Genomic DNA, 12,434 nt, shown 5'->3' with positions numbered 1-12,434 from the left:
TGGTCTTCTTCATTCGATACGACCGAGAAGGCCGCTGTTCAATTGAGGTTCGGGACATGTCGAAAACGACCGCACCCGGACTTCGTTCTTCTGAAATCCGCGCCGATCGCAATGGTGTGTCGCGAGTTGGCGCTGTCATAAGGGGAATCGGCCGAAAAAGTCAACTCCCGGCCGGTCCTTTTTCGCCTGATCTCAGGCGTTCTCCAGGATTCCGGCGATCTCCGCGGTCACCTTGTCGACATTGGCCATGCCGTCGACCGTCTGGAGCTTGCCGGTCGAAGCGTAGTAGTTCGACAGCGGCGCGGTCTTTTCGCGGTATTCCGTCAAGCGACGCTTGAAGGCTTCCGGATTGTCGTCGGAGCGGACGGTGCCGCCCGCGGCGATCGTCTCGGCCACGCGGGTCTCCATGCGCTTGACCAGCGCATCCTCGTCGACCTTCAGTTCGATCACGGCATCGAGCGAGAGGCCCTTGCCGGCGAGGATCCGGTCGAGGGCTTCGGCCTGCGGAACCGTGCGCGGGTAACCGTCGAGGATGAAGCCCCTGGCACAGTCGGCCTCGCCGATTCGGTCGGACACGATCTCGTTCACGATGGCGTCGGAGACGAGCTGGCCGGCATCCATGACGGCCTTGGCGCGCTTGCCGACATCGGTGCCGGCGGCGACGGCCGCCCGCAGCATGTCACCCGTGGAGAGCTGCGGAATACCGTGCTTCTCCGTCAGGAGCTTGGCCTGTGTCCCCTTGCCAGCACCCGGCGGTCCCAGAAAAATCAGTCTCATCGTCCCCTCTTACCTCCACGCAGCTTCGACTTCTTGATCAGCCCCTCATACTGCTGAGCAATCAGGTGGCCCTGTATCTGTGCTACAGTATCCAAGGTCACGCTGACAACAATCAAAAGCGACGTACCACCAAGGTAGAATGGCACCCCGGTCTGCGCGATGAGAATTTCGGGAAGGATACAGACGAAGACAAGATAGAGCGCGCCGATGACCGTGATGCGGGTCAGCACGTAATCGATATATTCGGCGGTGCGCTCGCCCGGACGGATGCCCGGAATGAAACCGCCATGCTTCTTCAGATTGTCGGCCGTGTCCTTCGGATTGAAGACGATGGCCGTGTAGAAGAAGGCGAAGAAGGCGATCATGCCCGCATAGAGCAGCATGTAGAGCGGCTGGCCGTGGCCGAGGGCGGCGATGATCATCGTTGCCCAGGAGGGCAGCTCGGCCGTGTTCGAGAAGCCTGCCAGCGTTGCCGGCAGCAGCAGCAGCGAGGAGGCGAAGATCGCCGGGATGACGCCCGCGGTGTTGAGCTTCAGCGGCAGGTGCGAGGTGTCGCCCTGGAACATGCGGTTGCCGACCTGTCGCTTCGGATACTGGATCAGAAGCCGGCGCTGGGCCCGCTCGACGAAGACGATGAGCGCGATGACGCCAATGGCCATGACCACGACGGCGATGACCACGCCGATCGAAAGGGCGCCCGTGCGGCTGAGTTCCAGCGTGCCGGCGAGTGCGCTCGGCAGGGCGGCGACGATGCCGGCGAAGATGATCAGCGAGATGCCGTTGCCGATGCCGCGCGAGGTGATCTGCTCACCCAGCCACATCAGGAACATGGTGCCGCCGAGCAGCGAGATGACGGTGGAGATGCGGAAGAACCAGCCCGGATCGTTGACCAGCCCTGCCCCGCTCTCAAGGCCGACCGCGATGCCGTAGGCCTGCAGCGTGCCGAGCAGCACCGTGCCGTAGCGGGTGTACTGGTTGATGATCTTGCGGCCCTGCTCGCCTTCCTTCTTCAACTGTTCCAGCGAGGGAACGACCGAGGTCATGAGCTGCACGATGATCGAGGCGGAGATATACGGCATGATGCCGAGCGCGAAGATCGCCATGCGCTCGACGGCGCCGCCGGAGAACATGTTGAAGAGGCCGAGAATGCCGCCCGACTGGCCGCGGAAGGCCTGCGCGAAGGCTTCGGGGTTGAGGCCCGGCAAGGGGATATAGGTGCCGAGGCGATAGACGAGCAGCGCGCCCAGCGTGAACCAGAGACGCTTCTTCAGATCTTCCGCCTTGGCGAAAGTCGAGAAGTTGAGATTAGAGGCAAGTTGTTCCGCTGCCGAAGCCATGCATTTCTCCGCGAAGCCGATCCGGCGGCGGGGAGCCCGGCCAGGTCCGGATTGGCTGATCCGTTGGCACGCCCCCTCGCCCCTCCTCGGACCGATGGACCATGCTGAAATTGGTCTTGCCCCTCTGCCGGTGCAGCAAAGCGGGCGGATGGAGCCTAAACCGGTTGAAACGCGGATTGTCAAGCAATCCCGGCCTCACCCTGGCTTATAATTCCGGACAACAGCGGGAAGAAGAATCCCGGCCGTCGTTGTGAGGCTCACATATGGGAGCAAAATCGCCCGGTGTGAAGCACACCGGGCGATAATTTCGTCGAATTATTCGGCGGCTTCCGCAGCGGCCGAGAGCAGCTTGACCGAGCCGCCAGCCTTTTCGATCTTCTCGATCGCCGGCTTGGAGGCGCCGGCGACTTCGAAGGCCACCTTGGCCTTGAGTTCGCCGTCGGCGAGGATGCGGACACCGTCCTTCTCGCGGCGGATAACGCCAGCGGCCTTGAGGGCGGCTGCATCAACGGTCGCCTTGGCATCGAGCTTGCCGGCATCGATCGCCTTCTGGACGCGGTCCAGGGACACGATGACGAAGTCGGATGCGAAGATGTTGTTGAAGCCGCGCTTCGGCAGGCGACGGTAGATGGGCATCTGACCGCCTTCGAAGCCGTTGATGGCGACGCCGGAACGGGCCTTCTGACCCTTGACACCGCGACCACCGGTCTTGCCCTTGCCAGAACCGATACCGCGGCCGACGCGCTTGCGGTTCTTCGAGGAGCCTTCGTTGTCCTTGATTTCGTTGAGTTTCATGATCTATCCCCTCACTTCTCTTCGACGACGCGAACGAGGTGCTGGACGGCACGGATCATGCCGCGGACAGACGGGGTGTCTTCCAGCGTGCGAACCCGATGCATCTTGTTGAGGCCCAGGCCGACCAGCGTTGCGCGCTGGATGGCCGGACGGCGGATGGGGCTGCCGATCTGCTCGACAGTCACCATCTTGGTTGCGGTTTCTTTCTTAGCCATGGCTCACAGCTCCTTATTCTTCGGAAGCGACGCCGGCGGACGCACGACGGGCCTGCAGCGTGGCGTACTTCATGCCGCGCTGTGCCGCGATGTCCTTCGGGTGCATCTGGCTCTTGAGAGCGTCGAACGTCGCACGGATCATGTTGTACGGGTTCGAGGAGCCGGTCGACTTGGCGACGACGTCATGAACGCCGAGCGTTTCGAAGACGGCGCGCATCGGGCCACCCGCGATGATACCGGTACCGGCCTTGGCCGAGCGAAGCAGAACCTTGCCGGCGCCGTGGCGGCCGTGCACGTCGTGGTGCAGCGTGCGGCCGGAGCGCAGCGGAACGAAGATCAGGTCGCGCTTGGCGGCTTCCGTGGCCTTCCGGATCGCTTCCGGAACTTCACGTGCCTTGCCGTGGCCGAAGCCGACGCGGCCCTTCTGGTCGCCGACGACGACGAGCGCTGCAAAACCGAAACGACGGCCGCCCTTGACGACCTTCGCGACGCGGTTGATCGCGACGAGCTTGTCGACAAACTCGCTGTCGCGCTCTTCGCGGTTCTGGCGGTCATCGCGACCGCGCTTTTCCTGTGCCATTGTCCTTTTCCTTTTTCTTTTCCGGGTGCAATCGGCAGATTGACGAAAGTCGCCCCCATTTCAGCAATGGAAGCGACCGATACCCTGCTGAGGATCGGCGGGGCGCACCAGGCGCCCGGCCGAATGATCAGAAGTTCAGACCACCTTCACGGGCAGCTTCGGCGAGAGCCTTGATGCGGCCGTGATAGATGAAGGCGCCACGGTCGAAAACGACCTCCTTGACGCCTGCCTTGACGGCACGCTCGGCGATGAGCTTGCCGACGGCAGCGGCTGCTGCCGTGTCGGCGCCCGTCTTCAAAGACGAGCGCAGATCGGTGTCGAGCGTGGAGGCGGACGCAAGCGTCTTACCGGCCACGTCATCGATGACCTGTACGTAGATGTTCTTCGACGAGCGATGAACCGACAGGCGCGGACGGCCATTGGCGACCGCCTTGATGGAACGGCGCACGCGGTTGGCGCGGCGCTGGAGAGCTTCTTTCCTGCTAGCCATTTCGCGTGATCCTTACTTCTTCTTGCCTTCTTTGCGGACAATCCGCTCTTCGGCATACTTGACGCCCTTGCCCTTGTAGGGCTCGGGGCCACGGTATTCGCGGATTTCCGCTGCGACCTGGCCGACCTGCTGCTTGTTGATGCCGGAAACGATGATTTCCGTCGGCTTCGGAACAGCGATCGAGATGCCTTCCGGCGTCTGGTAGACCACGTCGTGGCTGAAGCCGAGTGCCAGCTGCAGGTTCTTGCCCTGGAGCGACGCGCGGTAACCGACGCCGTTGATTTCGAGCTTGCGCTCGTAGCCGTCCTTGACGCCCTTGAAGATGTTCTCGACCATCGTGCGGGACATGCCCCACTTGGAACGAGCGTCCTTCGAGTCGTTGACCGGCTGAACGACAACAGAGTTGTCTTCGAGCTTCACCGAAACTTCGTCGTTCGCGACGAAGAACAGTTCGCCCTTCGGGCCCTTCGCGGTGACCTTCTGACCATCGACGGTCGCGGTGACACCAGCGGGAACCGGAACGGGCTTCTTACCGATACGAGACATTGTTTTATCCTGTCTGTTCGTTATGGAAATTCCTGCTCAGCCTTAGAAGACCGAGCAAAGAATCTCGCCACCAACGTTCTGTTCGCGTGCCTGGTGATCGGCCATCACGCCCTTCGGGGTCGAAAGGATGGTGATGCCGAGGCCGTTCGCGACCTGCGGAATGGACTTGACCGAGACATAGACCCGGCGGCCCGGCTTGGAGACGCGGTCGATCTTGCGGATCACCGACGCGCCTTCGTAGTACTTGAGTTCGATGCTCAGCTCGGCCTTGCCGTTGCCGAATTCGACTTCCGAATATCCACGGATGTAGCCTTCAGCCTGAAGGACGTCCAGAACGCGGGCGCGCAGCTTGGAAGCCGGCGTCGAGACGCTGGACTTGCGGCGTGCGGCGCCGTTGCGGATACGGGTGAGCATATCGCCCAAAGGATCAGTCATTGCCATGTGCCCGTCTCCTTACCAGCTCGACTTGACGATGCCCGGCACCTTGCCGAGATTGCCCAGTTCGCGAAGCGCAATACGCGACATCTTGAGTTTGCGATAGAATGCGCGCGGGCGGCCCGTGACTTCGCACCGGTTGCGGATGCGGGTCTTGGAACCATTGCGCGGCAGTTCGGCAAGCTTCAGGGTCGCCTTGAAGCGCTCTTCGATCGGAAGAGCCTGGTTCTGGATGATCGCCTTGAGGGCGGCACGCTTAGCGGCCTGGCTGGCGACCAGTTTGCGGCGGCGCTTGTTCTTTTCAACTGCGCTCGTTTTCGCCATAACAGTTATCCTTCTTTACGCTTGTCGTTACGGATCAGGCGCGGAACGGGAAGTTGAACTCTTTCAGAAGAGCCCGTGCTTCGTCGTCCGTCTTTGCCGTCGTGCAAACGATGATGTCCATGCCCCACATCTGATCAACCTTGTCGTAGTTGATCTCCGGGAACACAATGTGCTCCTTGATACCCATGGCGAAGTTGCCACGGCCATCGAAGGACTTCGGGTTCAGACCACGGAAGTCGCGTACGCGGGGCAGCGCGATGTTCACGAGGCGATCCAGAAATTCATACATGCGGGCGCCGCGCAGGGTGACCTTCGCGCCGATCGGCATGCCTTCACGGACCTTGAAGCCCGCGATGGAGTTGCGAGCGCGCGTGATGACCGGCTTCTGGCCGGCGATCGCTGCGAGGTCGGCTGCGGCAACGGTAGGCTTCTTCGAGTCCGCCGTGGCTTCGCCTACGCCCATGTTGATGACGATCTTTTCGAGACGCGGGATCTGCATCTCGTTGGCGAAGGAGAACTGCTCCTGAAGCGCCTTGCGGATACGCTCGACGTATTCCTTCTTGAGGCGCGGCTCATACTTGGTGTCAGCCATCGATCGACACTCCCGAACGCTTTGCTACACGAACCTTCTTGTCGCCTTCGATCTTGAAACCGACGCGGGTCGGCTTGCCGTCCTTGGGGTCGGCGATCGCGATGTTCGACAGGTGGATCGAAGCTTCCTTGGTGATGATGCCGGCTTCCTGGGTCTGGGTCTGGCGCTGGTGACGCTTCACCAGGTTGATCCCCTTGACGACCGCGCGGTCTTCCTTCGGCATGACCTGAACAACTTCACCGGTACGGCCCTTGTCCTTGCCGGTGAGCACGACGACCTTGTCGCCCTTACGAATCTTTTGCATAGCCATCGCTCCTTACAGTACTTCCGGAGCCAGCGAGATGATCTTCATGTGGTTCTTGGCGCGGAGTTCGCGCGGAACCGGTCCGAAGATACGGGTGCCGATCGGCTCTTTCTTGTTGTCGATCAGGACGGCTGCGTTGTTGTCAAAACGGATGACGCTGCCATCGGGGCGGCGGATGTCCTTGGCGGTGCGCACGACGACCGCCTTCATCACGTCACCCTTCTTCACGCGGCCGCGCGGGATCGCTTCCTTGATCGAGACGACGATAATGTCGCCGACCGAAGCGTACTTGCGCTTGGAGCCGCCCAGCACCTTGATGCACATGACACGACGTGCGCCGGAATTATCCGCGACGTCGAGGTTAGTCTGCATCTGAATCATGTCAGGTCGCCTTCTTGTTTTACCGGACTGGTTGGGCAAAAGCCCCCTGGTCCAGCTTATGGAAATTCATGTTTTCGCGCGGGATGGTCTCTTGCCAGGGTGGTTTCCTCAGATCGGCGAGCCGATGGGACCTTCCGTGCGCTCAAAGCAAAAGACGCTCGTGATTCCGAGCGTCCTTGCGCTGCTTCATACAGATTTCTGCGCCGAACACAAGGGCCCGGCGCAAATTCCGCTGTTATTAAGCGTGGGCCGACACGACGGTCCAGCGCTTGTCCTTGGAAATGGGCGCGCATTCCTGGATGGAAACGACGTCGCCGACCTTGTACTGGTTGGTTTCGTCATGCGCCTTGTACTTCTTGGACCGGCGAACGGTCTTCTGAAGCAGGGGATGGGCAAAGCGGCGTTCGACGCGCACGACAACGGTCTTGTCGTTCTTGTCGCTGACAACAGTGCCCTGCAGAATGCGTTTCGGCATATTATTTGGTCCTTAGGCCTTGGCTTCTGCCGCCTTCTGGCGGGCAATGGTCTTGACGCGCGCGATATCCTTGCGGACTTCGTTGATGCGCGAGGTCTTCTCGAGCTGGCCGGTGGCCTTCTGGAAGCGCAGGTTGAACTGCTCCTTCTTCAGCTTGGCAAGCTCTTCGTTGAGCTGGTCGGCGCTCAGCGCCTTGACGTCTGCGGCTTTCATGGCGCTCGCTCCTTACTCTGCAATGCGCTGTACGAAGCGCGTCTTGACCGAGAGCTTGGCCGAGCCGAGACGAAGCGCCTCACGGGCGATCTCCTCGGAAACACCGTCGATCTCGAACATCATACGGCCGGGCTTGACCTTGGCCGCCCAGTATTCGACCGAACCCTTACCCTTACCCATGCGGACTTCCGTCGGCTTGGCGGTGACCGGAACGTCGGGGAACACGCGGATCCACACACGGCCGGCACGCTTCATGTAACGGGTGATCGCACGGCGGGCCGCTTCGATCTCGCGAGCGTTCACGCGGTTCGGTTCCTGAGCCTTCAGGCCGAACTCGCCGAAGGCGAGCTCGGAGCCGCCCTTGGCGACGCCCTTGATGCGGCCCTTGAACTGCTTGCGGTACTTGGTACGCTTTGGCTGCAACATTTTTTTACTTCTCCGATATTGGCTGCCAAACGCGACTGTTACGCGTTTTCACGACGACGGTCGCCGCGGTCGCCGCGTTCACGGCTTGCGGGACCCTGGCTGTCACTTTCGCTTGCGCGACGCTCCGAGGCCATCGGGTCGTGCTCAAGGATTTCGCCCTTGAAGATCCAGACCTTGATGCCGCAGATGCCGAATGCGGTTTCGGCTTCCGCCGTACCGTAGTCGATGTCCGCACGCAGCGTGTGAAGCGGAACGCGACCTTCGCGGTACCATTCCGTACGGGCGATTTCCGCACCGCCGAGACGGCCGGCGCAGGTGATCTTGATGCCTTCGGCGCCAAGACGCATCGCGGACTGGACAGCGCGCTTCATCGCACGGCGGAAAGCCACGCGGCGTTCGAGCTGCTGGGCGATCGACTGGGCAACGAGGGTCGCGTCGACTTCCGGCTTGCGCACTTCAACGATGTTGAGGTGCGTTTCGGAGTTCGTCATCTCGGAAAGCTTCTTGCGGAGCTTCTCGATGTCCGCACCCTTCTTGCCGATGATCAGACCCGGGCGAGCCGAGTGGATCGTGACGCGGCACTTCTTGTGCGGGCGCTCGATGACGACCTTGGCGATACCGCCCTGCTTCAGCTCGTCCTGAACGAACTTGCGGATCTTCAGGTCTTCGTGGAGCAGCTGGCCGTATTCGGCGTTGTCGGCGAACCAACGGCTGTCCCAGGTACGGTTGATGCCGAGGCGGAAACCGATCGGATTAATCTTCTGGCCCATTATGCGGCCTCCCCTTTGGCTTCGACTTCACGGACGACGATCGTCAGATGCGAGAAAGGCTTCTCGATCCGCGATGCACGGCCGCGGCCACGAGCGGCGAAACGCTTCATGACGATCGACTTGCCGACATACGCCTCAGCGACGATGAGCGAGTCAACGTCGAGGTCGTGGTTGTTTTCTGCGTTGGCGATCGCAGACTCGAGCGTCTTCTTGACGGTCTCGGCGCTACGCTTGCGCGAGAACTCGAGCTCGGCGAGAGCCCGGTCGACCTTCTTGCCGCGGATGAGCGCAGCAAGCAGGTTGAGCTTCTGGGGGCTGACGCGGATCGTGCGCGCGATGGCCTGCGCCTCGTTATCCTTCAGCCGACGTTCGGCTTTAGCCTTACCCATCGTTACTTCCTCTTCGCCTTCTTGTCCGCACCATGACCATAGTAGGTCCGGGTGGGAGCGAATTCACCAAACTTGTGGCCGACCATGTCTTCGTTGACGGCCACCGGGATGTGCTTCGAGCCATTGTAGACGCCGAAGGTGAGACCGACGAACTGCGGCAGGATCGTGGAGCGACGGCTCCAGATCTTGATCACTTCGCTGCGACCGCCTTCACGAACCTTCTCAGCCTTCTTGAGAAGATAGCCGTCAACAAACGGGCCTTTCCATACTGAACGAGCCATTCCTGACTACCTCTCTTACTTCTTCTTCAAGTGGCGCGAGCGCATGATGAACTTGTCGGTCGACTTGTTCGAGCGGGTACGCTTGCCCTTGGTGGGCTTGCCCCACGGGGATACCGGGTGACGACCACCGGAGGTGCGGCCTTCACCACCACCGTGCGGGTGGTCGACGGGGTTCATGACGACACCGCGGTTGTGCGGGGTCTTGCCGCGCCAGCGGGTACGACCGGCCTTGCCGTCGTTGATGTTGCCGTGGTCCGGGTTCGACACGGCGCCGACCGTTGCAAGGCAGGACGAGTGAACCAGGCGCTGTTCGCCGGAGTTCAGGCGAAGGATCGCCATGCCCTGGTCGCGACCGACGAGCTGGACGAAGGTGCCGGCGGAGCGGGCGATCTGGCCGCCCTTGCCCGGCTTCATCTCGACGTTGTGAACGATCGAACCAACCGGGATGTACTGCAGCGGCATGGTGTTGCCGGGCTTGACGTCAACCGCCTTGTTGGAGGCGATGACCTTGTCGCCGGCTGCCAGGCGCTGCGGGGCCAGGATATAGGCCTGCTCGCCGTCGGCATAGTTCACCAGAGCGATGAACGCCGTGCGGTTCGGGTCGTATTCCAGACGCTCGACCGTGCCCTCGACGTCGAACTTGCGACGCTTGAAGTCGACGAGACGGTAGGTGCGCTTGTGACCGCCGCCGATGAAGCGGGCCGTGATGCGACCGAGGTTGTTACGGCCACCGCTCTTGGAGAGACCTTCGGTCAGAGCCTTTACGGGCTTGCCCTTGTAAAGGCCCGACCGGTCGACGATGACCAGCTGGCGCTGGCTCGGAGTGGTCGGGTTGTAGCTTTTCAATGCCATTTTTCTGTTTCCTTTTATCCGACTGCCCGATTAGAGCCCGGTGGAGACGTCGATGGACTGACCGTCAGCGAGCGTGACGATAGCCTTCTTGACATCTCCCTGCCGGCCGGAAAAGCCGCGGAAACGCTTGATCTTGCCCTTGCGGACGAGCGTGTTCACAGCCGTGACCTTGACGCCGAAGAGTGCTTCGACCGCAGCCTTGATTTCAGGCTTGGAAGCGCGCTTGGCAACGTTGAAGACGATCTGGTTGTTTTCGGAGACCAGCGTCGACTTTTCGGTGATCGAGGGGGATACGATCACATCGTAGTGGCGAAGATCCGTCATTTGAACCGCTCCTCGAGGGCTTCTACAGCAGCCTTGGAGAGCACGAGCTTGCCGCGGCGCAGGATGTCGTAAACATTGATGCCCTGGATCGGAAGAACATCCACGTTCGGGATGTTGCGTGCTGCGAGCTTGAAGTTGCCGTCAAGTTCTGCGCCGCCGATGAAGAGGGCATTGGTGAGGCCGAGCGAAGCAAATGCGCCGGCCAGAGCCTTCGTCTTTGCTTCCGCGGCGACGAGGTCGTCAACGATGATGACGTCGTCAGCCTTGATCTTGGCCGAGAGGGCGTGACGCAGGCCGAGCGCGCGAACCTGCTTGGGCAGGTCGTGGGCGTGGCTGCGGGATACCGGGCCGTGAGCCTTGGCACCGCCGCGGAACTGCGGAGCGCGCGCCGAATGGTGACGAGCGCGGCCCGTACCCTTCTGCTTGTACATCTTGGCGCCGGTGCGGGAAACTTCACCGCGTGTCAGCGACTGGTGCGTGCCCTGCTGCTTCTTGGCGAGCTGCCAGCGGATGACGCGGGCGATGATGTCTTCGCGCGGCTCCAGGCCGAAGATCGCGTCGGAGAGGGAGACCTTGCCGGCGTCCTTCCCGTCGAGGGTCGTGACTTTGAGATCCATGATCAGGCTCCCTTACTTGGCTGCGGCGCGCACGGCGGCCGGACGCGGCGCGTCGGACGGGGTGCCGGACTTGACGGCGTCACGAACGACGATCCAGGCGCCCTTGGAGCCCGGGACTGCGCCCTTGACGAGGATGAGACCGCGCTCTTCGTCGGTGGAGACGACTTCGAGGTTCTGGGTGGTGACGCGCGTCTGGCCCATGTGGCCGGCCATGCGCTTGCCCTTCCAGACCTTGCCCGGGTCCTGGTTGTTACCGGTCGAACCGTGCGAGCGGTGCGAGACGGAGACGCCGTGCGTTGCACGAAGACCGCCGAAGTTGTGGCGCTTCATGGCACCGGCGAAACCCTTACCGATCGTGGTGCCGGTGACGTCGACGAGCTGGCCCGCGACGAAATGGCTGGCGGTCAGTTCCGCACCGATCTCGATGAGGTTGTCTTCCGAAACGCGGAACTCGACGAGCTTGGCCTTCGGCTCGACGCTTGCGGCGGCGAACTGGCCGCGCAGTGCCTTTGCCGTGTTCTTCACCTTGGAAGAGCCGGCGCCGAGCTGGACGGCCGTGTAGCCGTTCTTGTCCTGCGTGCGCTGGGCAACGACCTGGACGTTGTCCAGTCGCAATACTGTTACAGGGATGTGCTCACCTGCGTCATTATAGACGCGAGTCATCCCTACTTTCTGTGCAATCACACCTGAACGCATGGTTCAATCCTCTTAGAAGTCCTGGCGGGAGCGTGACGTCCCGTCATGCCTCTTGGTTTAAGGATTCCACTCGGGCTTCTTCGCCGTCGGGTTTCCCGTTTTCAGAAGACGTCGGCTTACGCCACGTACCTTCCTTGTTATTTCGGCTTGCGCCGGACTTAGAGCTTGATCTCTACGTCTACACCGGCCGCAAGGTCGAGCTTCATGAGAGCGTCAACGGTCTGCGGCGTCGGATCTACGATGTCGAGCAGGCGCTTGTGGGTGCGCATCTCGAACTGCTCACGGCTCTTCTTGTCGACGTGGGGCGAGCGGTTGACCGTGAACTTTTCAATACGGGTCGGGAGCGGAACGGGACCGCGGACGCTTGCGCCGGTGCGCTTTGCCGTCGACACGATCTCACGCGTGGAGGCATCAAGGATCCGGTGGTCAAACGCCTTGAGGCGGATGCGGATGTTCTGGCCGTTCATACGACTTTTCCTTAGTTCGTTATCCGCGCGATTCTCTTGGGAAAGCGCGCTTTTTGATTCTGGCGGTTCCCATAAAGGAACGCACACGAAAACACAATTGCCGAAAGGCCAGTCCGCTAAATTTTCAAAGACCGGAGGGGCAGGATCG

At 61.4% G+C, this 12,434-nt stretch carries 23 protein-coding genes; all 23 read right to left on the bottom strand.

What is annotated here, in order from left to right; all coding sequences use genetic code 11:
* Positions 1-192: 192 nt before the first annotated feature.
* Positions 193-777, bottom strand: a complete 585-nt coding sequence (locus EV665_RS05890) for an adenylate kinase (protein WP_064329866.1) — start codon at positions 775-777, stop codon at positions 193-195.
* A complete protein-coding gene (gene secY / locus EV665_RS05885) occupies positions 774-2,114 on the bottom strand; it encodes a preprotein translocase subunit SecY (RefSeq protein WP_064329865.1) in 1,341 nt (446 codons plus the stop codon). Before secY ends, EV665_RS05890 begins: the two co-directional genes overlap by 4 nt.
* A gap of 315 nt (positions 2,115-2,429) precedes the next feature.
* Positions 2,430-2,909: a 50S ribosomal protein L15 gene (gene rplO, locus EV665_RS05880; protein ID WP_064329864.1), complete on the bottom strand. Its 480-nt coding sequence runs from the start codon at positions 2,907-2,909 to the stop codon at positions 2,430-2,432.
* Between the two features lie 11 nt (positions 2,910-2,920).
* Complete coding sequence (rpmD, locus tag EV665_RS05875; RefSeq protein WP_133033378.1) at positions 2,921-3,124, bottom strand: 50S ribosomal protein L30; 204 nt, start codon at positions 3,122-3,124, stop codon at positions 2,921-2,923.
* 13 nt (positions 3,125-3,137) lie between these two features.
* Entirely contained in the window at positions 3,138-3,704 is a 567-nt protein-coding gene (gene rpsE, locus EV665_RS05870; protein WP_023515494.1) for a 30S ribosomal protein S5, read from the bottom strand.
* Positions 3,705-3,831: 127 nt separating this feature from the next.
* Positions 3,832-4,194, bottom strand: a complete 363-nt coding sequence (gene rplR, locus EV665_RS05865) for a 50S ribosomal protein L18 (RefSeq protein WP_064329862.1) — start codon at positions 4,192-4,194, stop codon at positions 3,832-3,834.
* A gap of 12 nt (positions 4,195-4,206) precedes the next feature.
* On the bottom strand, positions 4,207-4,740 hold the full coding sequence (gene rplF, locus EV665_RS05860) for a 50S ribosomal protein L6 (RefSeq protein ID WP_064329861.1): 534 nt from the start codon (positions 4,738-4,740) through the stop codon (positions 4,207-4,209).
* A 42-nt stretch (positions 4,741-4,782) separates the two neighbouring features.
* On the bottom strand, positions 4,783-5,181 hold the full coding sequence (rpsH, locus tag EV665_RS05855) for a 30S ribosomal protein S8 (protein ID WP_133033377.1): 399 nt from the start codon (positions 5,179-5,181) through the stop codon (positions 4,783-4,785).
* A 12-nt stretch (positions 5,182-5,193) separates the two neighbouring features.
* Entirely contained in the window at positions 5,194-5,499 is a 306-nt protein-coding gene (rpsN, locus tag EV665_RS05850; RefSeq protein WP_064329859.1) for a 30S ribosomal protein S14, read from the bottom strand.
* Between the two features lie 34 nt (positions 5,500-5,533).
* Positions 5,534-6,091, bottom strand: a complete 558-nt coding sequence (rplE, locus tag EV665_RS05845; protein WP_064329858.1) for a 50S ribosomal protein L5 — start codon at positions 6,089-6,091, stop codon at positions 5,534-5,536.
* Positions 6,084-6,395 (bottom strand): 50S ribosomal protein L24, encoded by a 312-nt coding sequence (gene rplX, locus EV665_RS05840; protein ID WP_064329857.1) that lies wholly within the window; start codon positions 6,393-6,395, stop codon positions 6,084-6,086. Before rplX ends, rplE begins: the two co-directional genes overlap by 8 nt.
* A gap of 12 nt (positions 6,396-6,407) precedes the next feature.
* Complete coding sequence (gene rplN, locus EV665_RS05835) at positions 6,408-6,776, bottom strand: 50S ribosomal protein L14 (RefSeq protein WP_018328276.1); 369 nt, start codon at positions 6,774-6,776, stop codon at positions 6,408-6,410.
* 238 nt (positions 6,777-7,014) lie between these two features.
* Positions 7,015-7,251, bottom strand: coding sequence for a 30S ribosomal protein S17 (rpsQ, locus tag EV665_RS05830; protein ID WP_024270442.1), 237 nt, complete (start codon positions 7,249-7,251; stop codon positions 7,015-7,017).
* A gap of 12 nt (positions 7,252-7,263) precedes the next feature.
* Positions 7,264-7,464: a 50S ribosomal protein L29 gene (rpmC, locus tag EV665_RS05825; protein ID WP_024270441.1), complete on the bottom strand. Its 201-nt coding sequence runs from the start codon at positions 7,462-7,464 to the stop codon at positions 7,264-7,266.
* Between the two features lie 12 nt (positions 7,465-7,476).
* Entirely contained in the window at positions 7,477-7,890 is a 414-nt protein-coding gene (gene rplP / locus EV665_RS05820; protein WP_024270440.1) for a 50S ribosomal protein L16, read from the bottom strand.
* A 38-nt stretch (positions 7,891-7,928) separates the two neighbouring features.
* Positions 7,929-8,660: a 30S ribosomal protein S3 gene (gene rpsC / locus EV665_RS05815; RefSeq protein ID WP_133033376.1), complete on the bottom strand. Its 732-nt coding sequence runs from the start codon at positions 8,658-8,660 to the stop codon at positions 7,929-7,931.
* Positions 8,660-9,049: a 50S ribosomal protein L22 gene (gene rplV, locus EV665_RS05810; RefSeq protein WP_023514179.1), complete on the bottom strand. Its 390-nt coding sequence runs from the start codon at positions 9,047-9,049 to the stop codon at positions 8,660-8,662. The genes rpsC and rplV overlap by 1 nt, the downstream gene beginning before the upstream one ends.
* A 2-nt stretch (positions 9,050-9,051) precedes the next feature.
* On the bottom strand, positions 9,052-9,330 hold the full coding sequence (rpsS, locus tag EV665_RS05805; RefSeq protein WP_023517272.1) for a 30S ribosomal protein S19: 279 nt from the start codon (positions 9,328-9,330) through the stop codon (positions 9,052-9,054).
* A gap of 15 nt (positions 9,331-9,345) precedes the next feature.
* Positions 9,346-10,182, bottom strand: coding sequence for a 50S ribosomal protein L2 (gene rplB, locus EV665_RS05800; protein ID WP_064329855.1), 837 nt, complete (start codon positions 10,180-10,182; stop codon positions 9,346-9,348).
* Between the two features lie 30 nt (positions 10,183-10,212).
* Complete coding sequence (locus EV665_RS05795) at positions 10,213-10,506, bottom strand: 50S ribosomal protein L23 (protein WP_064329854.1); 294 nt, start codon at positions 10,504-10,506, stop codon at positions 10,213-10,215.
* Positions 10,503-11,123, bottom strand: coding sequence for a 50S ribosomal protein L4 (rplD, locus tag EV665_RS05790; RefSeq protein ID WP_064329853.1), 621 nt, complete (start codon positions 11,121-11,123; stop codon positions 10,503-10,505). Before rplD ends, EV665_RS05795 begins: the two co-directional genes overlap by 4 nt.
* 12 nt (positions 11,124-11,135) lie before the next feature.
* Positions 11,136-11,819, bottom strand: a complete 684-nt coding sequence (rplC, locus tag EV665_RS05785) for a 50S ribosomal protein L3 (RefSeq protein ID WP_024270438.1) — start codon at positions 11,817-11,819, stop codon at positions 11,136-11,138.
* A gap of 158 nt (positions 11,820-11,977) precedes the next feature.
* On the bottom strand, positions 11,978-12,286 hold the full coding sequence (gene rpsJ, locus EV665_RS05780; protein ID WP_003507767.1) for a 30S ribosomal protein S10: 309 nt from the start codon (positions 12,284-12,286) through the stop codon (positions 11,978-11,980).
* Between the last annotated feature and the right edge of the window lie 148 nt (positions 12,287-12,434).

The organism is Shinella granuli, from assembly GCF_004341885.1.
Taxonomy (GTDB): Bacteria; Pseudomonadota; Alphaproteobacteria; order Rhizobiales; family Rhizobiaceae; genus Shinella; species Shinella granuli.
Note: the sequence above shows the minus strand (reverse complement) of the source record. Positions and strands in the feature narration are given on the sequence as shown.

Bases quoted from the DNA above. Each gene is read 5' to 3' on its own strand.
- EV665_RS05890 (WP_064329866.1), bottom strand. From the start codon at position 777: ATGAGACTGATTTTTCTGGGACCGCCGGGTGCTGGCAAGGGGACACAG.
- secY (WP_064329865.1), bottom strand. From the start codon at position 2,114: ATGGCTTCGGCAGCGGAACAACTTGCCTCTAATCTCAACTTCTCGACT.
- rplO (WP_064329864.1), bottom strand. From the start codon at position 2,909: ATGAAACTCAACGAAATCAAGGACAACGAAGGCTCCTCGAAGAACCGC.
- rpmD (WP_133033378.1), bottom strand. From the start codon at position 3,124: ATGGCTAAGAAAGAAACCGCAACCAAGATGGTGACTGTCGAGCAGATC.
- rpsE (WP_023515494.1), bottom strand. From the start codon at position 3,704: ATGGCACAGGAAAAGCGCGGTCGCGATGACCGCCAGAACCGCGAAGAG.
- rplR (WP_064329862.1), bottom strand. From the start codon at position 4,194: ATGGCTAGCAGGAAAGAAGCTCTCCAGCGCCGCGCCAACCGCGTGCGC.
- rplF (WP_064329861.1), bottom strand. From the start codon at position 4,740: ATGTCTCGTATCGGTAAGAAGCCCGTTCCGGTTCCCGCTGGTGTCACC.
- rpsH (WP_133033377.1), bottom strand. From the start codon at position 5,181: ATGGCAATGACTGATCCTTTGGGCGATATGCTCACCCGTATCCGCAAC.
- rpsN (WP_064329859.1), bottom strand. From the start codon at position 5,499: ATGGCGAAAACGAGCGCAGTTGAAAAGAACAAGCGCCGCCGCAAACTG.
- rplE (WP_064329858.1), bottom strand. From the start codon at position 6,091: ATGGCTGACACCAAGTATGAGCCGCGCCTCAAGAAGGAATACGTCGAG.
- rplX (WP_064329857.1), bottom strand. From the start codon at position 6,395: ATGCAAAAGATTCGTAAGGGCGACAAGGTCGTCGTGCTCACCGGCAAG.
- rplN (WP_018328276.1), bottom strand. From the start codon at position 6,776: ATGATTCAGATGCAGACTAACCTCGACGTCGCGGATAATTCCGGCGCA.
- rpsQ (WP_024270442.1), bottom strand. From the start codon at position 7,251: ATGCCGAAACGCATTCTGCAGGGCACTGTTGTCAGCGACAAGAACGAC.
- rpmC (WP_024270441.1), bottom strand. From the start codon at position 7,464: ATGAAAGCCGCAGACGTCAAGGCGCTGAGCGCCGACCAGCTCAACGAA.
- rplP (WP_024270440.1), bottom strand. From the start codon at position 7,890: ATGTTGCAGCCAAAGCGTACCAAGTACCGCAAGCAGTTCAAGGGCCGC.
- rpsC (WP_133033376.1), bottom strand. From the start codon at position 8,660: ATGGGCCAGAAGATTAATCCGATCGGTTTCCGCCTCGGCATCAACCGT.
- rplV (WP_023514179.1), bottom strand. From the start codon at position 9,049: ATGGGTAAGGCTAAAGCCGAACGTCGGCTGAAGGATAACGAGGCGCAG.
- rpsS (WP_023517272.1), bottom strand. From the start codon at position 9,330: ATGGCTCGTTCAGTATGGAAAGGCCCGTTTGTTGACGGCTATCTTCTC.
- rplB (WP_064329855.1), bottom strand. From the start codon at position 10,182: ATGGCATTGAAAAGCTACAACCCGACCACTCCGAGCCAGCGCCAGCTG.
- EV665_RS05795 (WP_064329854.1), bottom strand. From the start codon at position 10,506: ATGACGGATCTTCGCCACTACGATGTGATCGTATCCCCCTCGATCACC.
- rplD (WP_064329853.1), bottom strand. From the start codon at position 11,123: ATGGATCTCAAAGTCACGACCCTCGACGGGAAGGACGCCGGCAAGGTC.
- rplC (WP_024270438.1), bottom strand. From the start codon at position 11,819: ATGCGTTCAGGTGTGATTGCACAGAAAGTAGGGATGACTCGCGTCTAT.
- rpsJ (WP_003507767.1), bottom strand. From the start codon at position 12,286: ATGAACGGCCAGAACATCCGCATCCGCCTCAAGGCGTTTGACCACCGG.